Genomic DNA, 22,324 nt, shown 5'->3' with positions numbered 1-22,324 from the left:
TGAGTCTCGCCGCCGTCGGCGACGAGCGCGACCAGGAAGGAACCGCCGATGGCCGAGGCGAAGACGGCACAGTTCGTTGAGCGGGCTGTCGGTGACGTAGCGGCGGTGCTGGGCGGGGCGATGGTGGTGATCGGCGATCGGCTCGGCCTGTATCGGGCCATGGCCGGCGCCGGCGCGCTCACCCCGGCGGAGTTGGCCGCGCGCACCGGCACCGCTGAGCGGTATGTCCGAGAGTGGTTGAGCGCCCAGGCGGCGGCCGGATACGTGTCCTACGACGGTGCCGGTGAAGGCGGCGGCCGGTTCCGGCTGCCGGACGAGCACGCCGCCCCGCTGACCGACGAGACCAGCCCGGACTGTGTGATCGGCGCGTTCGAGCTCGCGGTCGGATCGGTCTGCGCCACGGACGCGATCGCCGAACGGTTCCGGACCGGTGACGGATTCCCCTGGGGAGCCCACAACGAGCACGTCCTGGTCGGCTGCGAACGGTTCTTCCGGCCCGGCTACCTCAACCACCTGACCCGCACCTGGATCCCGGCCCTGGACGGTGTCACGGCCAAGCTCGCCGCCGGCGCACGGGTCGCCGACATGGGCTGCGGCCACGGTGCCTCGACCCTGCTGCTCGCCCAGGCCTACCCCGCCGCGGCCGTCGTCGGCTTCGACGCCCACGACGGCTCGATCCGCACCGCGCGCAAACGCGCTGCCGACGCCGGGCTGGACGGCAAGGTCCGCTTCCAGACCGCCTCGGTCACGACCTTCGAGGGCACCTACGATCTGGTGTGCTTCTTCGACTGCCTGCATGACATGGGCGACCCTGCCGGTGCCTGCGCCCGGGTGCTCGAACATCTCGCCCCTGACGGGACGCTGATGATCGTCGAGCCGTTCGCAGCCGACGGCCTTGTCGGCAACCTCAACCCGGTTGGCGCCGCCTACTACGGGCTGTCGACGCTGCTGTGTGTGCCGAACTCCCTGACCCAGGAGGTGGGCGCCGCACTGGGCGCACAGGCCGGCGAGGCCCGGCTCCGGGAGATCGTCGTCTGCGCCGGCTTCAAGTCGCTGCGCCGGGTCGCTGAAACATCGTTCAACATCGTGCTGGAAGCCAAGGCATGAAGACCGTTCGTCGCAGGAGAACACCAACCGGGTGAGTTTCGCCAAGGTGGCGTGCCCTTTGGGCCAGGCGGCCGGCGGACCTTCAGCAATCACGACCAGCTGACCGGAAACTCCGAGAACTTGCGGAACTTGAAGCCGTAAGGCTGGTTCTGGGTCTCCATGCGCAGCGCCGCACAGCGTTCGAGCAGTACCCGCAGCGTGGCGGCGACCACCGTCGGGACGAGGTCGACCGCGAGGCACTGATGCCTGGCGTATCCGAGTGACAGGTGGGGGGCGGGCCGGCGGTGCACGTCGAAGCGCTCCGCGTCCTCGAAGACTGACCCGTCCCGGTTCGCTGCGGCGATCACAGGGGTGACCGGGGTGCCCGCTGGGATCACTACGCCGCCGAGCGTCACCTGCCTGGTGGTCAGTCTCCCGAGTGCGCCCACGGGCCCCATCCATCGAAGGCCCTCGGCCACAGCCACCGCGGTGAGGCCGGGATCTGCCCGTACCGCGGCCAGCTGTTGGGGATGGGTGAGCAATGCGTACATCGTGTTGGCACACAGCCAGGCAGGTTCCAGTAGCGCACTGATGATCATCTTGAGCGTGGCGAGTGTGTCGGCGGGGCCCGCGCACTGCAGGAGCCGGGAGGGCACCGAGGAGTCCGGGCATCGGCCGAGCCGGTCCAGCTGCGCTCCGAGCGCCGCGTCGATCTCCGCCAGCGCCTGCCAGCCCGGGCGGGCCGCCGCCGAGTCCTGCCCGGCGTTGGTCAAGGCCGCGATCAGCCCCTCCGACCAGCGGGTCACCGTCGACGCCTCGGCCGGGGTCAAGCCGAGGTACCGTCCGATCACGCCGACGCAGACGGGCTTGAAGTACGTCGCCATGAGGTCGGCCGATCCCAGTTCGACCAGGGAATCAAACTGCTCTCGGGCGGCCGATTCGGCCAGCGCGGCCCACTGGGCGGCGTGCACGGGGGCGAACAGGTCGTCGACGCTTTCCTTGAGTTGCGAATGCGCGTCTCCCTCCCGCCCCAGGATGTTGCCCGGCCCGCAGTAGCGGGCCAGTGGCGTGGCCGGGTTCACCGTGGTGAACGACTCCAGGTCGCTCATCGAGCGGCGTACCTCGTGCCAGGTGGTCACGAACCAGGAGCCGAGGGCCGGGACCCAGGCCACAGGCTCCTCCTGGCGCAGCCTTGCGTACACCGGGTAGGGATCGAATTCGAGCTCTTCCACAGTGATGGCATCGGTGAATGTGGACATCCCGGAGCGCCTTTCCTTCGAGTCGTGATTCCATGTCGACTCTAATCACGAGTCTGACATGCAGATATGGCACCAATGGCATGCTCCGAAGGTGTCATTGCCCGGCTTCATGCATCCGGCGACCATCGGAATCAGGGATCATCCCCAGCTGATCGGAGGCAAGCCGACTGTGGACAGCACCATGAACACCCCGAAGAGCGACCTTGTAGCGCTCGCCCAGCGCCGCATGGAGACCGCGATCGCGGACAACGTGTGGACCAAACGCCAGAAGCTGGCGCTGACCTGCCGGATCCTGTTCGAAATGGGACACGACTCGGGGCTCTCGGGCCAGATCACCACCCGTGCAGAGGATCCGGGAACCTACTACACCCAGCGCCTCGGCCTGGGCTTCGACGAGGTCACCGAGCACAATCTCATCACCGTCGACGAGGATCTCAACGTACTGGCGGGCGGGGGGATGGCCAACCCGGCCAACCGCTTCCACAGCTGGATCTACCGTGCCCGGCCCGACGTCAACTGCATCGTCCACACACACCCGCTGCACATCGCCGCGCTGTCCATGCTCGAGACACCGCTGGTGGTCTCCCAGATGGACACCTGCCCTCTCTACGACGAGTGCGCGTTTCTCGATCGGTGGCCCGGGATTCCCGTCGGCAACGAGGAGGGAGAGCTGATCGCCGGGACGCTGGGCGCGAAGAAGGCGCTGTTTCTGGCCCACCACGGACAGGTGGTCACCGGCGCGACGATCGAGGAGGCCTGCGTGCTCGCCGTCCTGATCGAGCGCGCCGCCCGCCTGCAGCTGCTGGCGATGGCGGCCGGCTCCGTCCAGCCGCTCGACCCGCGGCTGGCCGCCGAGGCCCGCGACTGGGTTTCCACGCCCAAGCGCCACCAGGCCGCGTTCGCCTACTACGCACGCCGCGCGGTTCGCGCAGGTCATGGGGCGTGCATCGGCTTCGGTGCCGACGCCCCGCACTTTTCCGCCGACGAGCACCACCACAGCATCGCCACCGAGGGAGGCCTGTAGAAATGGCAGTCGGCACACGAACACTCCAGGGCGTCATCGCCTACCCCGTCACCCCCTTCCGTCCCGGTGACGGCGGAATCGACACCACCGCCCTTGAAGGCCTGGTGGAACGGCTGGTCCAAGCGGGCGTCCACGGCATCGCCCCGCTGGGTTCCACCGGAGAGAGCGCCTACCTGGCCGACGAGGAATGGTACGAGGCCGCCCAGACATCACTGTCGGCTGTCGGCGGCCGGGTTCCCACCGTGGTCGGCGTCTCCGACCTCACCACGCGCAACGCGGTGAAACGGGCCGAGTTCGCCGAGGCCGCGGGGGCCGACGCCGTCATGCTGCTGCCGGTGGCGTACTGGAAATTGGGGGAGCGCGAGATCCTGCGGCACTATGCCGCGGTCAGCGACGCCGTGTCGATCCCCGTGATGGCCTACAACAACCCGGCCACCAGCGGCGTGGACATGCCGCCGGAGCTGCTGGTGCGCCTGGTGACCGGCCTGGAGAACGTCACCATGGTCAAGGAGAGCTCCGGTGACATCCAGCGCGTGCACCGTATCGTGCAGCTTTCCGAGGGACAGGTGCCCGTGTTCAACGGCAGCAACCCCCTCGCGCTGTCCGCATTCGCCGCCGGAGCGGTGGGCTGGTGCACCGCCGCGCCCTGCCTGGCAGCGGAGCAGACCCTCGCGTTCTACGACGCGGTGGCCGGCGGGGATCTCGCGGCCGCCCGGAGCAGGTTCTACCAGCTCCTGCCTTTGCTTCAGTTCATCGTTCGCGGCGGGTTGCCGACGACGGTCAAGGCTGGTCTGGCACTCCAGGGCTTTGAGACAGGAGTGCCCCGCCCGCCGCAGCTACCACTGGAGCAATCCGGACGCGTCGAGCTCCAGGCACTGCTGAGCCACCTCGCACGCGACTGACGGATCCCGGCGCACGAAGGAGCGTCCACTGCGCCTCCCGCACCACCGCACATCCGTATCGAACACATGGAGCAAGGATGCACAGGCGCGTCGAAGCCCACCGCCGTCAGGAACAACTGCCGACCAACCCGCTCTACGACGGGATCATCCCGGAACAGGGCGTTCCTCGATTCCAGCTGCCGGCAAGCCCGATGAACCCGGACGCGGCGGCCGCGGTCATCCGCGACGAGTTGGTCCTGGACGGCAACGCCCGGCTCAACCTCGCCACCTTCTGTACCACCTGGATGGAACCGCAGGCCCGCGCCCTGATCGCCGACACGCTGGACCGCAACCTGGTCGACCACGACCAGTACCCGCAAACCGCGGAGATCGAAGCCCGCTGCGTCAACATGCTCCACCATCTCTGGCACGACCATGACGGCGACGGCGCGGGATGCTCCACCGCGGGCTCCAGCGAGGCGGCGATGCTCGGCGCGCTCGCACTCAAACTGCGGTGGCGCGAGCAGCGCCGCGCGGCCGGCCTGCCGGACGACCGCCCGAACCTGGTGATGGGCTCCACCGTGCACACCTGCTGGCCTCGCTTCTGCCAGTACTGGGACGTCGAGCCCAGGTACATGCCCATGGACCCGGAAACCCTGACCCTCGACCCGGCCCGGTTGGCCGAGTTCTGCGACGAGAACACGATCGGTGTCATCGCCGTCCTCGGCTCCACCCAGGTCGGCAGGTACGACCCGGTGGCGCAGATGGCCGCCGAACTCGACCGCCTCCAGTCGCGAACCGGTCTGGACATCCCCATCCATGTGGACGCCGCCGTCGGCGGGTTCATCGCCCCCTTCCTCGATCCCGAACGGGTCTGGGACTTCCGGCTTCCGCGGGTGGCCTCGGTCAATGCATCCGGCCACAAGTTCGGATTGGTCTTCCCCGGGGTCGGGTGGATCGTCTGGCGCGACCACGCGGCCCTTCCCCAGAGCATGGTCCTGGAGTGCGACCTGCTCGGCGGTCACATGAGCACCTTCACGCTCAACTTCTCGCGGGCCGGCGCCCCGGTCATCGCCCAGTACTACAACTTCCTGCGCCTCGGCTTCGAGGGGTATCGCGCGATCCAGCGCACCTGCCGGGACGTGGCGGAGTACCTCGGCGAGCAGGTGTCCCGGATCCCCGGACTCCAGGTGCTCGCCGACGGCAGCCACGCGCCCCTGCTCGCCGTCCGGGTGACCGAGGGATTCGACGGTTTCACCGTCGACGACCTCGCCGAGCGGCTGCGCATGCACGGCTGGCAGGTTCCGGTCTACCTGCTGCCGCCCGGCCTGCAGGACGTCACAGTGATGAGGCTCGTGATCCGCAACGGCTTCAGCCGCGACATCGCCGACCTGCTGCTGCGCAACCTGCGGGAGGCAGTCGACCATCTCACCGCCGCCGCGACCGGCCAGGCATAGCACACCATGACAGGCAACATGCGGCTGCTGCAAGGCTCAACAATCGAAAGCCCGTCAGATCTTCACCAATTCCGGTGACCTTCGAAAGGCGAGCCCAGATCGCATGGTGAGACGGGAATGAAGCACACATGCCTGAAGAGTCCTTGGCGGCGTTGCTGGCCCGGGCGACCGACCTGGTGGCCCGGTTGGAGTCCCTACTGGGCGGCGAGTCCAACGCCGTCACGACCGCCGCCGTATCCTCCTGGGCGGCCCCGGTCCTCACGCCGCCGTCGGGCTCGGCACCCGGCCTGAAATCGCTGACCGCGCGCGAGCACGTGGTGCTGAGCTTGCTGGTCGCAGGCATGTCGAACCGCCGGATCGCCCGCGCCCTCGGCATCGCCGAGCCGACGGTGAAGAACCACCTGCGGTCGATCTTCCGCAAGCTGGGCGTCCAGGACCGGACTCAGGCCGTGGCCAGAACACTCGGCGCGGCCCTGCCCGGCGGCGGGTCTGTTCACAGCAGCTGAACCGCGGCCAACATCACGCGAGTCGTCTGCGGGGTGTCACTTACCCACGACGTCTGTACCGCGGTGTTGCCGGCCGCGAAAATGGCGGTGGGCTTGGTTGCAGCACGCGTCAACCTTCTCTTACTGCCGGATACGTCCAGGACACTGGGCGGCAAGAAATTGCTGGTCGCTCACGCGGCCTCTCGTTCGGTCGGGCTCCAGTAGGCAGTGACTACGGCCCGTGTCCGCGTGTTCATATTGGACACCTGGTTGCGTGCCTCTTCGAACCCGCGCGCAGCAAGTTCCCGTCTCGGAGAGAGTTCGCCGTTTCGTTGCTGGGAGTTCTCGACCGCCTGCCGCCTCGGAGCCAGGATGTCGCGAAGGACGATGCGGGCGTAACGAAGGTTGGAGCGCACGTTGTCTGCGCTGATGCCGAGGATCTCCGCTATCTCAAGCGTCGTGTACCCATCCGCCGTCAGGGCCATGACTTCCTTCTGCCGCCGGGACAGTTGCCCCATAGCGGCCAGCACGGAAATCCGGGTGTCCACGTCGATGTCGGCTGCGTTTGTCGGCGGCATCAGTTCTTGGAGAGCTTCTAGCGTCTTTGGTTCCGGGTACTGCCGTCGCCAGCGGTCGGCGAGGCGGCGGCGGGCAACGAGGTGCAGCCACGCCGCCGGAGAACCGACGCGCTGCCACACCTTCAGATATTCCTCGAACGATTCCTGAACGATGTCGTCGACGTAGTCGGGCGCAGCACCGACCGCCACCAGGTATCTGCGCAGCTTCGGGTACACCATCTCGTAGAGGGTGTCGAAGTCCTGCGCATCCATGGTGTTCGTCGATGCGATCGGTGCTGCGCTCACAGGGCTCAGTCCTTCGCCAGGCCCTTGGTTGTCGCGATGACGGCCCCGCTCGGAAGCAACACGGCCAAAAGGGTCGTAAGCTGCTCAGGCGACCAGTTTCTCGCGACAGCGGCCAGGACGATCACCACCAGGATGATCGTGTGACCCGGGGCGAGGTGCCTGTTGCCGGCCAACGGGTGGCTGGCCGCAGGGCCGCGCGCGGATTGGGCGCCGCTGAGGCGGCGCTTGCGGATGGGGCTCATACTGAGACCGGGCTCCGTTCCTTTCAGGGGGCACACTTCACCGGCTTCCCCAGGACTCCGGCATGGTGCTTGGGGAAGAGGGAGAGGTGCGAACCCATCCGACCCTGCACGCCGAAGGCCGGCGTATCAGGGGACTGCCGTAAATGCCAACCTACTGCATACCACACTGACGCCCCCGCGTCCCGGGAACGGCAAACGAGGTACCCAGAGGGCTTCGCTGCGAAAAAAATCGGGTTCTGCTTTCACGTCTGACCGTCCTGGGACGACATAGCTAATGAGGGATTCCTGAGACCGGGCTCCTTCACCTGGCCCGTCGCCCGGACTCCGGCAAGAGATGCAGGCGGCGGGCCTCAAGCTCATCGACCTACATCGACCGGCCCTGCTGCTGGTGGCGTCTGTGCAGTCGGTAAGACGCCTCGCTGCTCCTCCGTTGCCTATGCAAGGGCAGGGTGGGCCCGGATAGCCCGCACGTGGGGGTCTCAGTAGCGCGGAGACTGCGGACGTCTTGACCCACAACGACATCTGCTCCCGCTTGCCTGGGCGACGCACAGCCCGGGAGCAGCTGACGAGGCTTCGGTCACCTTGAGCGGATGCCCCTCAAGGGTGAAGGTGTCTGCGCCCGGGACCTCTGGAAGCACCTACGGTTGCGGGACCTGCCCCGGGAAGCGCGAAACAGAAGTCGTCGATGAACGGCGGTGTGCCCTAGGACAAGCCGATGAGTACCGGCTCACGGTGCCCGGCCCGAACCACGTCCCGTCCCGATGCGCCTGGACTCCGACTACGTCTGCATCGAGACGGCCGCGCCCGCCGCCGAGCATCCGGAGGCTGTGGATAACTCGTTCGATTCTGTGGGCGTTTCTGTGGATGAGGCTGTGGACAACCGTTCGAGCGAGCCGCTCGGGACGGACGCCTATGTGAAGCTGGACGCAGCTATAAGTGAAAATGGACGTCCGTCTAGGGGAAGCGGGCTTCACCCCTCTATCCAGACCAACCACTACCAACCATCTACTGTTGTCACCCCAGCCGGGTACCTCACTTTTGGGGCTGTACACATCACCGATCAATGCGAGTCGATGGCGAGGATCGGATTCGAGCCGAGCGCCGAGGAGTATGCTGCGGCCTACGAGATCCTGCTGCTGGACATCGAGCCGCTGAACACCGTGACGATCGCAGAGCTGCACGCCGCCGGGATCGCCGACCCCACGGCCCGGCAGATCGCGGTGAGGGCGGCCGACATCACCACCCGGCCGACGGTTCCGGACGAGAACCAGACGCAGGCCGCCTCGGATACGGTGACCCGGAGCCAAGGCATCGACTCGCGTGAGGCGAGCTCCAAGACCACGGGCGAGGGCGTCTAGTATGCCGCCCGCCCCGAACTCCCTGCTCGTGCTGACGGGGCATGGCTACGGCGGCCGTTGGCGTCGGCCGCCGTGGTGGCGATAATCCTCGCTGGTCAGGGAGCAGGTTCCCATTCGATGCTGACCGCGCCGTTGTTTCCAGAGCTACCGCCTGTACCGCCGCCGAACAAGAAGGTCCCGCCGAAGCCGCCGGTACCGCCGGTCACGCCCGCAACGCCGGCGTCGCCGCCGAGGCCGCCTGCGTTGACACTGCCCGCGGCGCCCGCCTGACTTTCGGACTCGGTGCAGGTGACACCGGAAGCGGTTCCTGCTGCGGCCCCAGCTCCGCCTGTGCCGTCCGCGCTGCCCGACGCGCTGATGCCGCCGCTACCGCCGGGAGCCTGGATGAGCAGAGACCCTCCATTGGTCACGCTCGATGCGCCACCGTTTCCGCCGGCAGGAGCGGCGACACCGCCGGGACCCAGGGCGCTGGCTCCTCCGGCGGCCCAGGTGGCGGACAGGACGGTTTCGGCGCTGGTGGTGAAGACGCACTCGATGACGCCGCCACCACCGCCGCCACCGCCGCTGCCACCGTTGTGGCTGCCGATGACGGTCGATTCGCCCCACATGCCGCCACCGCCGCCGCCGCCGCCGACGACGACGGTCACCAGCGAATTCGCGGCGATGTCGACGACGTTGGAGAAGGTCCCGGGACGTGTCTGGTCCACCGAGGCGATCCAGACGCCGTCGACATCGCCCCCGCCGCTGGCGTGCGCAGCCGGAGTGGCCGCAATCGACGCCACAGTCAAGGCCAGAGCAGCTGGGCAGGCCATCAGGGTCTTTCTTTTGACCGTCCGCACCAACGTCCTCCTTCGCTCATGGCTCCGAAAGGTCCGGAGCGCCCTTTGCGATCATGATCGCTATCAAATGCTGCCATATCAACACTATGCGTAGCAATCAGCGTAGATCGCCGAGTCTTACGCCGCCGACTACGAGCTCCTGATCCCGCTGCCGGACACCGAACCGCTCAACACCGGGGCAACCGCCGAGCCGCACACCCTCGGGATCGCCGGCCCCAAGGCCCGGTAGATCGCGGTGCGCGCTGCTGATATTGCCACCCGGTCAGTAGTCTGGGATGGGCAGTGGGGCCGCGGTCATCGTCGCCAGCTGCGCCCGCGCGGCGGAAGGACACCAAGGGCGTACAGGCGTTCATCGGCTCGTCGTCACTGGTGGGCGATCTAGGCACACTCTACGTCGGGGGCTGGGCGGCCAACCTGGTCACCCTCGGCGCGCGAGTAGGCGCCTTCGGCTCCGCCCTGGCATGCGCGGTCGGGGCGTCACGTCTACTCTTCGCGCTAGGTCGCGACGGGCTCGCCACCCGGCGCCTGGGAGTCGTGCGCGAGCGCGACGGTGTTCCCAGCACGGCAACGCGGGCTGTGCTCGCTGCGGTCGCGCTCATCCTCGTCGCGCTGCGCGCAACCTCAACCTCGGCCCCGCCGATGAAAGCCTTGAACTGATGAGAGGAGCCCTGCACTCCGTTATCAACCACATCGGCGGCGTAGCAGGAACGCCGGGCCAGCCCTTCGCAGAACACATCGACATCCGGGACAAGGCGAACGCCTTAGCAGCGCGTTGCACGCGTGGAACCGTCGAAGAGCCCTTCTACCGCGACCTGCTCGAATCGGCAGAAAGCATGATCGAATGGGCTATCGTCGATCCACTTCCGCCACGCGATCGCCGGCAGTGGTGAGCCCGTAGCCTTTCGGATTCCCGGTCAGATCGTCGTTGTAGTCGATCTTCCCTCCTGTCTCAGGCGAGTGGGCTGGTGACGGTCTCATTCCGAGGTTCGGGTAGGTGCTCTCAACGACAGCGCCCAGCTCGGGGTCGAGCTGGTCTCGGGCCAGGGGCTTGCCAGGGCCGCAGACGTCGCGCCTCGTACAACACTGTCCCCTGCGGCCCAACCGCGGCCTAAGGGGGCATGAATCATCCTCCTAACGCCTTGGATGTGCGCTCAGCACCCCGGCCTTGAATCGCACCGAGTTCCATCCACGCCTATCCGTTTGACGACAGGTCAGGCAGTGACCCTTGTCCTGTCGTCAAATGTGGATTCGGGGTCGGAGCCCAATGCGGTTAAGAGCTGGATATCAAGTACCCCGTGGGGGACACTTGATGGCGCTTGACGAGGGGCACTTGCGGATGGGGTTACGGCAACACGAGCCGTTCTTCTGGCTTATGGCAGCCTCCACTCCATCGCGATGGCGAAAGACCGCAGGTCAGCGGCCTGTGCGGCGCCAGAATCATGGACCGATCTGTATGGAGCCCCGCCGGGGGCACCGAAGCCGAACTCCAGGAAGCCCCGCTGACCTGGGGTTTTACGTTTCTTCGATTCGAGTACTCGAGTCGAGTCGACCCGTAAAGTCGTTGAAACGGCCCCGTGTGATGACGGTGTGATGACGGCCGTAGCGACTCCGTATGGTGACGGCCTGTTTTTAGCGATACCGCCGTATCGCTGGCTGTCCGCATGGAGGGCTCCCGCCACCCGTTCGGGCTGCTTCGGACGCCGAGTCTTCTGACTGTTGTCCGCGGCCGTGCGCCTTCGTAGCGTTCATCGGTAAAGCGGAACTCGGCGCCGTTTTTCTTTGCACTCCATCGCCAGGCGGAAGGAGTGGGCGTAATAGCGCTGGGCCAGACCGGGCAGCCCGGCGTCGCCGGCCATCCAGCCGACGAGCTGGGCCAACTCAGAGGTACGGTGGAACAACTTCCTGCTTACGGCCTTGGTATTGCACGGCCAGGTGCCGAGTATGGCCGCTACTCAGCTCTTCGTGGGCGGCGGGGCCGTCGCCTGACCCAGGCCGGCATTGGCACGCCGGCTGTCGGTGCCCATGCCGGCCTGTCAGCTGCCCGCACGTCCCGGCGTCAGGCGGCTTTGACGATGAGGCAGATGCCGACGACGAGAAGCCAGAGGTTCGTGGTGACGAGGAATGCCCGTTCGAACAGGCCGAAGACGATCCGTAGGCGCGGTATCAGCGTCACGATCAGCAGGATGAGCGAGATCAGGCAGAGCCAGTCCAGTGCGTAGAGAAGGCCGTGTACAGATTGCCAAGGGGAGAGTCCACCCAGGGTTTGTGTCATCCCGGAGATCGCGGCGTAGGTGAAGGCGAACGCTGCGATGGCGAACAGGTAGTGCAGTCGTCCGGTGTGGGTGAGCTTCTCCCCTTCGAGGTCGGTGGGGAACAGGCTCATGCCCACTCTCATCGCCGGCACGAGGTAGAGGTAGACGAGGTTGCTCGTTTTGAGCGGCGGAGCACCGGGATCCACAGTCAAGGCGATCGCGAGCGCCAGCACCGCGACCGAGGACAGCAGCAGCGCTGAGCGGAACAACGATTTGTAGTTGCCCACCGCGTAGTCGCTCACGGCGTTCCGGACGGGATCGTAGCCGGTGGGCAGCCGGTGCAGCGCGACGAAGAGCGCCAGGTAGCCGACGAGGCCGCCGGTGCCGACGACCGCCGCTGTGAGTGCGCCTGGGTTCATGCCGCTGCCGTTCGGTCGTGCTGGGACATCGTGTCTTCCGATAGTGGATCTTCTCTCGGGGTTCTCCGCACCAGCAGGGGGCCAGTCGGGTAGCGCGGGGCGTCGCCCCGGCCGACCGTGCCAGGCTCTGGGAATGTCTGAGAGCCGATCTCACTCTCGCCGCGGCGCCCATGAAAGGTGCTGCAGCCAGACTTGCAGTGGTGGTCGCGACGGCGGGCGTGTCCCGGATCGCGGTGGTTCTCGTCGGTACTGGTTCCGTGGTCGCGCCGGCGATGGACCTGGCCGCGATGGCGACCGGCGGTGCGATCAGCGCGACGGGGAGCCCGACCCACCGGCGCACTTTCGGCGGTGGCGCTACCCTGAGGCCGCCGGGTTCAGGGAGTCTGGTCTGGCGGCCGGACCAGCGCGGATCTCGCGGGCCAGGTGGACCGCCTCGGCGCCGTCAGAAGCCTCGGCGACCACCGTCCTGTCCGACTCGGAGTCGATCAGCATCCGGAAGCCGGCGCGGACCAGGTCCTGCTCGTCGGCGAGCAGCACCCTGATCGTCATGCGACGGCACCGGCCGGTTCCGCGTCCGCCGAGGGAATGGTCGCCGCCACCCGGAAGCCGCCGCCGGGCAGGGGCCCGCTCTCCAGCGAACCGCCGAGGCCGGGAAGCAGGCGGGTCGTGGCGCCGGTGGCGATGACGCATTGGTCGAAGGTGAGATCCCCCGATCCGCCGTCGTTCAGCGCGACGTGCAGCGTGTGGTCGTCGAGGAAGGCGCCCAGCCGTCGTATTCGGTCATGCCGTTCTTCCGCATCAGATGGTGCACGCCCTTGGCTTGGCTGTCGGCGACCTTGCGGCTGCGCAGGAACGCCGCGCCGTAGTCGAGGCTGATAGGGCTATCGGAGCGGATGCCGAACAGGTCGGCCTCCTTGGTGACGGTGTGCGCCAGTGCGGCGTTGCGCAGCAGGGCCTTGGACGGGATGCACCCGACGTTGAGGCACACGCCACCCCAGTACTCGGCTTCGACGACCGCCGCGCGCAGCCCCAGCTGTGCCGCACGGATGGCCGAGGTGTAGGTAGCCACCGGGCCAGGCGCCGAGGACGGCGACGTCGTAGTGCGCGCTCATGACGCGGCAGGGTCTTCCACCGTCGTCCCGGTGAAGCGCCGGGTCGGGCCGTCGGCGTACTCCGAGACGGCCTTGATGAACCGCTGGAAGTTCTCGCCGGCCTTGTGGAGCTCCAAGGCCGCCTCGTCCTCGTACGCCTCGTTGAGGTAGAACCGAAGCGCGTCATCGGGGTCGGCGAGAACGTCGAACCGCAGGCAGCCCGGCTCGTCGGCCAGCGAGCCCCGGGCATCCCGAAGGGCCTCGGCGATGAAGTCCTCGCGGCGCTCGGCGGGGACGGTGAAGGTGACAGCGAACTGATACACGGGGGAGGCTCCTTAACCGGGGATGACAGGTCGCCGGCGCGACAAAGTGCTCCGTTCGGCAGCACCTGGTCGGCGGCTCAGCCCCAGGAAAGCCCACGAGATCCCGGCCGCGCCAATAGCCCCGCGAGGCCAGGACATAGGCTCGGGCCTATCGCGAGAGCAAGGAGCGGATATGCACGACCACCAGGGCGTCGAACTTCGCCATCTCCGCTACTTCGTCACCGTCGCCGAGGAGGGCACGATGACGGAGGCCGCGCGGGTGCTGCGGATCGCGCAGCCCAGCCTGAGCCAGCAGATCAGTGCCCTGGAACGACGGGTCGGGGCCCCGCTGTTCCATCGCAGGCCCAAGGGGATGGAGCTGACCGAGGGCGGCCGGATCCTCTACACGAGCGCCAGCCGAGCCCTGGCCGAGATCGAGTCCTCGCTGGTCCAGGCGCGTGACGCGCGCCGTCCGGTGCGGGTCGGAGTCTGCGGCACCGTTCCGGAGCACCTGCTGGCGCGGGTCGAGCGGATCTTCGGCGACGACGGATCCCTGGACGTCGAGTTTGCCGAGGCCGACTCCCAGGAGCAACTCGACCTGCTGCGGATCGGCACCCTGGCCTTGGGGGTGATGCGGGTCTTCTACACCATCGATGACCTGGCCACGCTGACCCTGGCCGACGAGCCGCTGGGCGTACTGCTCCGCTCCGACCACCCGCTGGCCGACCAAACAGCCCTGACCTGGGCCGACCTCGCAGGCCAAGAACTCCTGTGGTTCCCCGCCAAGCGCAACCCGCGCTTCGCCGAATATGTCCTGGCCCACCTCGCCGGCCACGGCTGGTCGCCACGCCTGCATATCGTCGACGCCCACAGTCATGCCCTGTACCGCCACCACCTGCGCAACAGCCAGAACCTGGTCACCCTGCGAGCCCGGAACGGCATCACAGCAGACGCGGGGATGGCATGGCGGCCGCTCGCGTCCGACCCGCCGCGCCAACGCTTCGTCCTTGCCACGCTCGGTGACAGCCCGTTGGCGGGGCTGCTTGCTCGCCTAGGGAGCGGGTCGTCCAACGACGGCGGCATCAGCGGACGCGGTCAGCGTGCGGCGAGCCTTCCGAGCTCCGCCTCGTCGGCGCTGCCGGGCTCGGCCTGGTAGACCGCAATCCGCTGGCCGTCGTCGCCGAATCGCATGAACTCGATGATTAACCTGCAATATCTCTGCCAGAGAGAGCCGAGCGCAGGGGTTACCATCGAACGCCGCCCGCATAAGGTTTCGGGGGCCGCCATATGTCGGCCCCCGAAACCTAGCCCAGCTCTGCACCGCTTACCAGTGCGAATGCGTCTCGACGCGTTGCTTCCTATTCCTATTCACGTTGGGCGGCCTGCCGTGCTTTGACAACCGCGCTGGGCATGCGGCCGCGGTCAGCAACATCGAGACCCTGGCTGCACGCCCAGGCACGAACAGACACAGGATCGATGGGTACTGGAATCCGGTTGCTCTCGATGCTGTGCGGCACCAGGATCATGTACCGATGTGCACGGAGTCCCGCCGGGGGCACCGAAGTCGAACCCCATGAAGCCTGGCTGACCTGGGGCTTTACGTTTTTCGCCTCGCGTACTCGACTCGACCCGTAAAGTCGTTGAAACGGCCCCGTGTGATGACGGTGTGATGACGGCCGTAGCGACTCCGTATGGTGACGGCCTGTTCTTCGCAGTGCCGCCGTATTGCTCGCCCTCCGGTCGGGCAGGACTTCGTCACCCGTTCGGGTCCCCGAACCCAGGCAATCTGACTTTTCTGAGCCTGAAGTCCCCGCCGAGTGTCCAGGTCGCCTTGTTCAGAGTGTGGACCACCGGGAAGCCCGGTCGCCGGCGCGAAGCGCAGAGACCCGCTGCTGCAGAAACATGGAGTACCGCTGGTCGGTACGGGCTCGGCGGAGCGGCCCGGTGAGCTGCATCATGTCGCGCGTATACATGAGGGCTTCGTAGCCAGGGGCCGTAGCCGTATTCGTTCGCGAACGTGTTCGTCCAGGCATCGTCGCGGCCGTATGGTCGTGCGGCGTGCCAGGTCGGTACAAGAGTCTGGGTGGAAGCAGGTCACGAAGACGCTGACCGCCACCCACAACTATCCGGTTCGACGGGCGTCACTGTCTGCACCAAGACCACCGGCACGCGACAAATGTCGAGGGGCGGGTACGTCGTCTAGAAGACGAATGGCAGCCTGATGCGGGGGCTGGACGACGATTGTGAGCGCTGGTTCGTCCCGAACGCGCACCACGTCGCCCTCGCAGAACTTCGGTGTTTCGACGTCCCTTGGGTATGGGACGTCTGCCCAGACAGTCCGGCTCGCGTTGTCCCCGAACATGCCCCAAGCACGGGCTAGCGTGGCTACCACCGGCAGACCTCTGCCAACCTCTGAGTGCCGGGGTCGCGATGAAGGTGGTCTCCGAAATGCTCGGTCACTCCACCACCGCGATCAGCGCCGACGACGAAGAGTCCGTACACGAGCGCGAACATGGCGTTGGCCATGGTCTGGGAGCCGCCGATCAGCAGCCCGAAGTTCTGTGTCGACAGCAGCAGCGCCACGCCGAGGCCGATCAGTGCGAGCGCAGGAGCGATCAGCCGCTTCCACAGCGTGACTCCGGCCTCGCGGTGCTTATGCAGGTAGACCGGCACCGCGATGCACATGATGTATAGCAGCGCGACGAAGGTGTACGCGTACACGCCGACCAGCACCGTATACACCTGGTGGGGATCGGAGTCGATGAGCACGAAGGGCACCAGCCCGACCACGACCAGCACGATGGCCACGATCGACGCGCGGTGCGGCGAACCGTGGCGGGTGTGCACCTTGCTGAGCCGGCGGTGCAGAATCCGGTCAGCGCTCAAGTTGTACATGTACCGCGAGAGGACGGCGATGACGATGTACGTGGCCCGTGGCACCGTCCGCTCCGGTCTGCGCGCCTCGTCCCGGAAGATCGCAGTGGCCTCGAATCGCCGAACATCCCATCGCGAACATGAGCGCCAGCCCGATCGAACCAGAGAAGATATCCGCGCCGTGCACCGCAATATCGACTATGGGCCAGAACCCACCGCGGTGCACCTGGCCGACCGGCCGTGGAGCTGTGCGAGCTGGTCGGCCGACTGTGCTTACGGGCGATGAAGGGAGCTTGTGAGCAGCAGCTCGACAAGTCCGCGCGCCTGCCGCGCGGGGCCGTCGGCGCCGTGCGACTGCACGGAGGCGTAGACGCCTTCCATGATTAGGAAGATCTGGTCCGCGAGTACGTCCGATCCGGTCAGTTCGCCGATCCGTTCGCGGACCCACATCTTGGTCTCGACGGCCAGCGTGTGCGCCTTCGTCGATGCGTCCGGCAACTCGGCCATCGCCATCAGGAACGGGCAGCCCCGGCAGTGCTCGGGCTGCACCTGCTCGATGAGCGCGTCGAACAGTGACAGGATCCTGTCAGCCGGCTCGCCTTCCGCGGTCGCGCCGAGGAACCACTGCTTGTACAGGCCGCTGGCCCGCTGGATGTAGGCCGCGACGAGCTCGTCCTTCGACGTGAACAGGCGGTAGAGGGTGGCCGGCGCCACCTCGGCCGCGGTCGCGATGGTGTCGACGCCGGTGCCCTTGATGCTGTGCCAGTAAAAGAGATCGTGCGCGACCGCCAGGATGTGTTCCCGCGTTTCCTTGGCAGGGCGTCTCATGGTCCCATAGCCTATACGTTAGGGAACGATCCCTAACATACATGGGGTGAACATGATCGTTGTGGCTGGGGCGACGGGGAACGTCGGACGTGAAGTGACCCGCTTGCTGGTCGAGGCGGGTGAGCAGGTAAGGGCTCTGACACGGGACCCCGCGAGGGCGACGGTACCGACCGGCGCGGAGGCTGTGGCCGGGGACTTGAACGATCCGTCCTCGCTGGCGCGGGCGTTGGCCGGCACGGAGGCATTGTTCATGCTCAGCGGCTACCCGCCGGAGATCTTCGCCGAAGCCGAGAAGGCCGGCGTGCGTCGCATCGTGCTGATGTCCGGCGGGTCGGCCGAGACCGGCGACCGGTCCAACGCCGTCGCCCAGTACATGATCGACAGCGAGGACGCGCTGCGAGCGTCCGGACTCGCGTGGACCATGGTCCGCCCCCGGATGTTCATGACGAACACGTTCCAGTGGCTGTCACAGATCAAAGCGGGCGTGGTGCGGGCACCGTGGCCGCAGGTGCCCGCCGCCGTCATCGACCCGGCCGACATCGCCGCCGTAGCCGCGAAAGCACTGGTCTCGGCCGAACACGAGGGCCATGCATACCCGGTGACCGGTCCGGAGGCACTGCGGCCGGGAGACCGCGTGCGCATCCTCGCCGAAGTGCTCGGCCGCGAGATCCGCTACGAGGCGCAGCCCGATGACGAGGCCCGCGCGCAGATGCTGGCCGAGATGCCCGAGAAGTACGTCGACGCCTTCTTCAGCTTCTACTCCGGCGGAAAGCTGGACGAGGCAACGGTGTTCCCCACCGTCGAGGAAATCACCGGCCGTCCGCCCCGCACCTTCGCGGCGTGGGTCCGAGCCAACGCGGAGCGATTCCAGTGAAAAGACTCGTCGTCGCGCTCCTCCTGCTTGTCCTGACCGCCGCACCGGCCTCCGCCCGACAGCTCGACGTCGGCCGCTACGCGTCACCGAATCCCGGATCGGTGAACGTCCTGTGGATCTCGGCACCGCAGGGCCTCATCGTGATCGACTCCGGCCGTACCATCTCCGAGGCCCACAAGGCCCTCGCCGCGATCCAGGCCACCGGACGCCCGGTGGCAGCGATCCTCATCACCCACGCACATCCCGACCACGTCGGTGGCCTGGGAGTACTGCACGAGGCGTTCCCCACCGCGCCGATGTACGCCTCGGCCGGGACAGCCGAGGAGATCCGTACTGACTCAAAGGGCTTCTACGCCCTGACCCGCCAGATCGACGGCGCCGACTATCCAGCCGTGATGACGGTGCCGGATCACGTGATCCAGCCGAACAAGCCGCTGTTCGTCGGCGGTCTCCGCCTGGAGACCGCGCAGTTCGGCCCCGGCGAGACCGAGGACGAAACAGCGTTCTACGACCCGTCCACGCGCGAACTCTTCCCGGGGGACATCGTGTCGAACCACATGACGCCGGCGCTGCTGGAGGGCCACACCTGCGGCTGGTTGACCGACCTGGACCGCCTACACGATCGCTTCCCGCATGCGGCCAGGCTGTACCCGGGCCACGGCGCCCCCGGCTCACCGAGGCTGATCGCCAAGCAAACCCGTTACATCAACGACTTCCGCGCCTTCGTCGCTCCGGCAGCCGCGCCGTCATCGCCAGGCGGCGTGACCGTCACACCGGAGGAGCTGGCGACGATCAAGGGCGAGGTGGAGGCGAAGTACTCGGACTATCCCAATGTGGCGTCGCTACCCACTCTGATGGACGTCAACATCACCGCGGTCGCTCACGAGATCGCCACGGAAGGACCGTGCCGCGTGGGCGGCTGAACAAAGCGACCAGGTTACGAGCGCAACGCGCCTGGCCCTGGTTCACCGACGCTCCGGCGGGCGATGTCCACGTACTCCGCGATGAGCGCGCTGCGGTGCGCTCTCCTCCAGGCCAGAACCACATGGGAAGCAGCGATGTCCTCCACGAGAACGTGGAGGACATCGGGTCGAGCGGCTCGGCCAGCAGCAGCTCGTGCAGCCGCTGCCAGACTCCGGCGGCGCTCCATCCCGCCATCTGCGCCAGCAGGCCATGCCTGAGCCGTAGCCCGGTTCTTGCGGCAGGAACTCCCATCAGCGCCATTCCCGCAGGTCACGCCCACCACCTTTGTTGCGAGCCCTAAAAGGGCGCCGAGCTGTCCGACACGAACAAGCAGTACACCTTGAGCCTCCGTGGCATCCACAGCATCGCCGAGCGTGCGAACTCCCTGCTGAAGACCACGTTCAAAGCCCTGCGACACGTAAGCACATGCCCTTGGCGAATCGGCGCGATCACCAAGGCCGCGCTCGCCCTGCTCCGCCTCGAACACGGCTGCCCCCTGCCCGCCCGTCACACAACGTGAAGACTCATTACGCGGAAGGACTCAATAACAGTGGTCCGTGCCCGGTCCATACCGGCAAGTCGACGTTCTTCAGGTTCAACGGCTGCCCTCGGTCGGGGGCGAATCACTGATCTGCACGCTCGAAAGCTGCCGTAGCTGAGGCTTCGGCGTAGCTGTTTGAGCGGCGCTGTTGTCGAGGAGTCCAAAGGATTGCGTGGCTGCCGCCAATGACGTTGGGGCGGGTGCCTACCTACGATCAGGGCACGCACACAGCCGGGACGATTCCGCGGGGTTCTCCAAAGCGGGCGTTCTCCGTTCACCAGTGAGTTGTGCAGCGGATCGACAGCGAGGAAGTGAAGCTATGTCAGAACCGATCTATGTCTACATCGGCACCTATGCCGACGAGCAGGCGGCCAAGTCCGACCTGGAGATAGTGCGAGATCTCTACGGTGACGGGGTGCTGCGGACCTATGACGCCGCCGTGGTGACGCGGGAGGCCGATCAGAAGGTGCGTGTGCGTCGCCACGAGCACACGGCCACCAACTCGGCCTGGCACGGCGCGGCCGTGGGTGCCCTGGTCGGACTGCTGTTCCCGCCGGCGTTCATCGTCAGCACTGTGGCCGGTGCCGCGGTCGGCGGACTGGTCGGGCATCTGTGGCACGGGCTGTCCCGGTCCGACCTGAAGGAGCTCGGCGAGTGGCTCGATGCCGGGGAGACCAGCCTGGTCGTGATCAGCACTACGGAGATCGACCACGCGCTGACGTCGGCTCTGAAGGCCACGGCGCATCAGATCAAGAAGCTCGAGGTGGCCGACGTCAAGGCCTTCGAAGCCGAGCTCAAGACCGTTTCCGCAGACTGACCTGAACACGCCCGTGCGGTGATCGCGTCGAGGTCAGGGGAGGTCAGGCCGACTTGGAGGGCTTGTCGGCCAGACGCGCCGCGTATGCGGCGGCGGCGAGTTCGGCGACGCCATGGGGGTCCGACAGGATCCGTCCGGTCAGGTCCTGAACCCGCCGCAGCCGATAACGGACGGTGTTGGGATGGCAGTGGATGAGCTCGCCGGCGCGTTCGGCCGATCCGTTGTTGTCGAGCCAGACGGCGAGCGTCTGCAGCAAGGTCTCCCGATCCTCCGATGGCAGAGCGAGGACGGGCCCGAGCACCTCCGTGGTGAGTCTTCGGCTCTCCTCGGACTGGTACACCATCAGCGCTGCTAGAGGGCTCGGGTCGAACGGTCGCACCTCGGAGCGGCCCGGCGGCAGGACCGCCAACGCCGCTTGCGCCAGGCGCAGCGCGCGCGGGGTGTCGGTGACCGCGTCGAAGGTCGGACTGATGCCGGTGCGCGCTCGTGCAGTCGTGCGCAGTACGGTCAGCAGCTTCCCATACCCGCTGCTGTTGCTGTTGCCGCGTATCGACACGATGCCGAGTTGCTGGGCCGGGGTCAGGCGCCAGCCGGAGGCGATGCCGATGTCGGCCAGTCGGCGTTCGATGTCGGGCAGGCTCGCCTCGGCCAGGGCCCGGGTTTCGGCGGCCACGACCACCAACATCCCGTCGCGGTGCAGGCCCAGCAGTTCCGCGGCTTCCCACGGCCCGGTGTCGGTTCCGGGAAGACCCGTCAGCAATGCCTCGACCATCGCCGCGCGGCGTTCCTGGCGCGCGAGCATCATCTGTGCGGTCGTGGCCCGGTAGGCCTCGGTGAGAGCCAGCGCGTGCTGGTCGGTGAGCTGCAGGATCAGGCTGGCGGTGGACAACAGCGCCTCGGCGGCGGCGAGTTCGCGGTCACGGCTGGTGTGTGCCACCAGCGCGTCCCACAAGGTGGTGAAGCAGATGCGGTAGCAGCGCAGGACTTCCGGAAGCGGGGCGCCCTGCTGCGCACGGCGGCGGCCGGTCGCCGTGGGCGCCGCCAGATCGAGCGATGCCTGCGGCTGGGCTATCGCGCCGACGAGGAAGCGCATGTTCGCCTCCACCGAGCGGCGCAACTCCGCAGCGTCGACGATCCTTCCTTCGCGGTAGAAGGGGATGCGGTCGACGGTCGCGGCGCATGCGGCGTCGACCAGTCCCGGCAGACACGACCGCGCCCAGGCGGCCAGCGCCGCCAACTCCGTGCCCGTCATGCGAATCGGCCTCCAGCTCAGCCTTTGCCCGCATCGCGCGGGCACTTCTTCACCACAACGGCATCTGGTTCGGCGCCGACCTCTAGCGCGAACCGGATGCCGACGAACAGCGGGCACATGACATGCCGTACCCGCCGGATCCGTACCGGCTCATGTTGCCAGACGGTCGCCGACGTCCTGGTGGCTCCGCGACGTCGCTGTGTCTGGGGACCAAGTGCTTTGTTCGCTGCCACAGAAACTGTGTCGGCAGTCTTGGGGCGCCGTAGTGTCAGGCCGACATATTCCGGACCCGCGAGAAGAGGGGCAGCTCGTGGTCGGACAGACAATCCTGGCTGACACTGCGGCATGGGTGCATGGGGTCCAGCGAGAAGGTGACGCTGGGGCGCTGACGCGGATGGGCGTCACCGTCCGCGCGGCGTTGCGGACGGCCACGGGGCTGGTGGGCTACCGCGATCGTCATCGGTTTTGGGCACGGCGGTCTCGTCTGGTCAGGATCGCGTCAGGGTTCGTGGACCGCGGCTGGTTTCCGGCCATCCGCCGCTTCGCCATTCCCGCTGGTCCTCGTGTGGGCAGACGGTTGCGTTGTGGGCTGTGAGCGCGTCGATGAGGGCGGGGTG

General features: G+C 67.2%; 22 protein-coding genes and 4 pseudogenes. 13 read left to right on the top strand and 13 right to left on the bottom strand.

Features of this window, described 5'->3' with window-relative positions:
* The first annotated feature begins 48 nt into the window (after positions 1-48).
* Complete coding sequence (locus GWK61_RS27465; protein WP_194912858.1) at positions 49-1,107, top strand: class I SAM-dependent methyltransferase; 1,059 nt, start codon at positions 49-51, stop codon at positions 1,105-1,107.
* 89 nt (positions 1,108-1,196) lie between these two features.
* Here GWK61_RS27465 and GWK61_RS27460 read toward each other — a convergent pair whose 3' ends face one another.
* Positions 1,197-2,345, bottom strand: a complete 1,149-nt coding sequence (locus GWK61_RS27460; RefSeq protein WP_194912857.1) for a cytochrome P450 — start codon at positions 2,343-2,345, stop codon at positions 1,197-1,199.
* 169 nt (positions 2,346-2,514) lie between these two features.
* On the opposite strand from GWK61_RS27460, the gene GWK61_RS27455 reads away from it, so the two are divergent.
* The 4 genes from GWK61_RS27455 (at position 2,515) to GWK61_RS27440 (ending at position 6,213) form a co-directional block, all read left to right on the top strand.
* Positions 2,515-3,369, top strand: coding sequence for an aldolase (locus GWK61_RS27455; protein ID WP_194912895.1), 855 nt, complete (start codon positions 2,515-2,517; stop codon positions 3,367-3,369).
* 2 nt (positions 3,370-3,371) lie between these two features.
* Complete coding sequence (locus tag GWK61_RS27450; RefSeq protein ID WP_194912855.1) at positions 3,372-4,271, top strand: dihydrodipicolinate synthase family protein; 900 nt, start codon at positions 3,372-3,374, stop codon at positions 4,269-4,271.
* 77 nt (positions 4,272-4,348) lie between these two features.
* Positions 4,349-5,707 carry a glutamate decarboxylase gene (gene gad / locus GWK61_RS27445; RefSeq protein WP_194912853.1) on the top strand — a complete coding sequence of 453 codons (1,359 nt, stop codon included), beginning with the start codon at positions 4,349-4,351 and terminating at the stop codon, positions 5,705-5,707.
* 128 nt (positions 5,708-5,835) lie between these two features.
* On the top strand, positions 5,836-6,213 hold the full coding sequence (locus GWK61_RS27440; RefSeq protein WP_194912851.1) for a helix-turn-helix domain-containing protein: 378 nt from the start codon (positions 5,836-5,838) through the stop codon (positions 6,211-6,213).
* A 170-nt stretch (positions 6,214-6,383) separates the two neighbouring features.
* Here GWK61_RS27440 and GWK61_RS27435 read toward each other — a convergent pair whose 3' ends face one another.
* Together GWK61_RS27435 and GWK61_RS27430 are read right to left on the bottom strand one after the other, a co-directional pair.
* Positions 6,384-7,055: an RNA polymerase sigma factor gene (locus GWK61_RS27435; protein WP_194912850.1), complete on the bottom strand. Its 672-nt coding sequence runs from the start codon at positions 7,053-7,055 to the stop codon at positions 6,384-6,386.
* 5 nt (positions 7,056-7,060) lie between these two features.
* The gene (locus tag GWK61_RS27430; RefSeq protein WP_194912849.1) at positions 7,061-7,297 is read right to left on the bottom strand and encodes a hypothetical protein; all 237 of its coding nucleotides are present in this window, start codon (positions 7,295-7,297) and stop codon (positions 7,061-7,063) included.
* A gap of 761 nt (positions 7,298-8,058) precedes the next feature.
* Between GWK61_RS27430 and GWK61_RS27425 the strand changes: the two genes are divergently transcribed.
* Complete coding sequence (locus GWK61_RS27425; protein ID WP_194912844.1) at positions 8,059-8,655, top strand: hypothetical protein; 597 nt, start codon at positions 8,059-8,061, stop codon at positions 8,653-8,655.
* A gap of 95 nt (positions 8,656-8,750) precedes the next feature.
* Here the strand turns inward: GWK61_RS27425 and GWK61_RS58710 are convergent, their stop codons facing one another.
* Positions 8,751-9,494: a glycine-rich domain-containing protein gene (locus tag GWK61_RS58710; protein ID WP_194912843.1), complete on the bottom strand. Its 744-nt coding sequence runs from the start codon at positions 9,492-9,494 to the stop codon at positions 8,751-8,753.
* A gap of 282 nt (positions 9,495-9,776) precedes the next feature.
* Between GWK61_RS58710 and GWK61_RS60920 the strand changes: the two genes are divergently transcribed.
* Both GWK61_RS60920 and GWK61_RS27410 read left to right on the top strand, forming a co-directional pair.
* Positions 9,777-10,151 carry an amino acid permease gene (locus GWK61_RS60920; RefSeq protein WP_369125616.1) on the top strand — a complete coding sequence of 125 codons (375 nt, stop codon included), beginning with the start codon at positions 9,777-9,779 and terminating at the stop codon, positions 10,149-10,151.
* Positions 10,151-10,384 carry a hypothetical protein gene (locus GWK61_RS27410; protein WP_194912841.1) on the top strand — a complete coding sequence of 78 codons (234 nt, stop codon included), beginning with the start codon at positions 10,151-10,153 and terminating at the stop codon, positions 10,382-10,384. Before GWK61_RS60920 ends, GWK61_RS27410 begins: the two co-directional genes overlap by 1 nt.
* A gap of 1,166 nt (positions 10,385-11,550) precedes the next feature.
* Here the strand turns inward: GWK61_RS27410 and GWK61_RS27405 are convergent.
* From GWK61_RS27405 to GWK61_RS27390, 4 genes and pseudogenes are all read right to left on the bottom strand, one after another.
* The gene (locus GWK61_RS27405) at positions 11,551-12,165 is read right to left on the bottom strand and encodes a DUF998 domain-containing protein (protein WP_194912840.1); all 615 of its coding nucleotides are present in this window, start codon (positions 12,163-12,165) and stop codon (positions 11,551-11,553) included.
* A gap of 402 nt (positions 12,166-12,567) precedes the next feature.
* Positions 12,568-12,714 (bottom strand): annotated as a pseudogene (locus tag GWK61_RS59810) (helix-turn-helix domain-containing protein); the annotation flags it as partial.
* A 98-nt stretch (positions 12,715-12,812) separates the two neighbouring features.
* Positions 12,813-13,277, bottom strand: a pseudogene (locus tag GWK61_RS59805) (FAD-dependent oxidoreductase); the annotation flags it as partial.
* Positions 13,274-13,579 carry a putative quinol monooxygenase gene (locus GWK61_RS27390; protein ID WP_194912838.1) on the bottom strand — a complete coding sequence of 102 codons (306 nt, stop codon included), beginning with the start codon at positions 13,577-13,579 and terminating at the stop codon, positions 13,274-13,276. The gene GWK61_RS27390 and the pseudogene GWK61_RS59805, both read right to left, overlap by 4 nt.
* A gap of 172 nt (positions 13,580-13,751) precedes the next feature.
* Here GWK61_RS27390 and GWK61_RS27385 point away from each other — a divergent pair, with 172 nt between their 5' ends.
* Positions 13,752-14,714, top strand: a complete 963-nt coding sequence (locus GWK61_RS27385; RefSeq protein WP_194912836.1) for a LysR family transcriptional regulator — start codon at positions 13,752-13,754, stop codon at positions 14,712-14,714.
* A gap of 208 nt (positions 14,715-14,922) precedes the next feature.
* Here GWK61_RS27385 and GWK61_RS61570 read toward each other — a convergent pair whose 3' ends face one another.
* The 3 genes from GWK61_RS61570 to GWK61_RS27370 all read right to left on the bottom strand — a co-directional run bounded on the left by GWK61_RS61570 (position 14,923) and on the right by GWK61_RS27370 (position 17,260).
* Positions 14,923-15,084 carry an Lsr2 family DNA-binding protein gene (locus GWK61_RS61570; RefSeq protein WP_438939788.1) on the bottom strand — a complete coding sequence of 54 codons (162 nt, stop codon included), beginning with the start codon at positions 15,082-15,084 and terminating at the stop codon, positions 14,923-14,925.
* A gap of 859 nt (positions 15,085-15,943) precedes the next feature.
* On the bottom strand, positions 15,944-16,498 hold the full coding sequence (locus GWK61_RS27375; protein ID WP_194912832.1) for an APC family permease: 555 nt from the start codon (positions 16,496-16,498) through the stop codon (positions 15,944-15,946).
* Between the two features lie 207 nt (positions 16,499-16,705).
* On the bottom strand, positions 16,706-17,260 hold the full coding sequence (locus tag GWK61_RS27370) for a TetR/AcrR family transcriptional regulator (protein WP_194912830.1): 555 nt from the start codon (positions 17,258-17,260) through the stop codon (positions 16,706-16,708).
* 52 nt (positions 17,261-17,312) lie between these two features.
* Between GWK61_RS27370 and GWK61_RS27365 the strand changes: the two genes are divergently transcribed.
* Both GWK61_RS27365 and GWK61_RS27360 read left to right on the top strand, forming a co-directional pair.
* Positions 17,313-18,134: an NAD(P)H-binding protein gene (locus tag GWK61_RS27365; RefSeq protein ID WP_194912892.1), complete on the top strand. Its 822-nt coding sequence runs from the start codon at positions 17,313-17,315 to the stop codon at positions 18,132-18,134.
* Entirely contained in the window at positions 18,131-19,057 is a 927-nt protein-coding gene (locus tag GWK61_RS27360) for an MBL fold metallo-hydrolase (RefSeq protein ID WP_323747779.1), read from the top strand. The genes GWK61_RS27365 and GWK61_RS27360 overlap by 4 nt, the downstream gene beginning before the upstream one ends.
* A 181-nt stretch (positions 19,058-19,238) precedes the next feature.
* Here GWK61_RS27360 and GWK61_RS59800 read toward each other — a convergent pair.
* Positions 19,239-19,348 (bottom strand): annotated as a pseudogene (locus tag GWK61_RS59800) (IS5/IS1182 family transposase); the annotation flags it as partial.
* A gap of 53 nt (positions 19,349-19,401) precedes the next feature.
* On the opposite strand from GWK61_RS59800, the pseudogene GWK61_RS59795 reads away from it, so the two are divergent.
* Both GWK61_RS59795 and GWK61_RS27350 read left to right on the top strand, forming a co-directional pair.
* Positions 19,402-19,617 (top strand): annotated as a pseudogene (locus GWK61_RS59795) (hypothetical protein); the annotation flags it as partial.
* A gap of 340 nt (positions 19,618-19,957) precedes the next feature.
* Positions 19,958-20,455, top strand: coding sequence for a DUF1269 domain-containing protein (locus GWK61_RS27350; protein WP_194912829.1), 498 nt, complete (start codon positions 19,958-19,960; stop codon positions 20,453-20,455).
* A gap of 43 nt (positions 20,456-20,498) precedes the next feature.
* Here the strand turns inward: GWK61_RS27350 and GWK61_RS27345 are convergent, their stop codons facing one another.
* Positions 20,499-21,707 carry a PucR family transcriptional regulator gene (locus GWK61_RS27345; RefSeq protein WP_194912823.1) on the bottom strand — a complete coding sequence of 403 codons (1,209 nt, stop codon included), beginning with the start codon at positions 21,705-21,707 and terminating at the stop codon, positions 20,499-20,501.
* Positions 21,708-22,324: the final 617 nt, after the last annotated feature.

This window comes from Catenulispora rubra (assembly GCF_015356825.1).
GTDB lineage: Bacteria > Actinomycetota > Actinomycetes > Streptomycetales > Catenulisporaceae > Catenulispora > Catenulispora rubra.
This window is presented reverse-complemented; position numbering and strand designations above follow the sequence as displayed.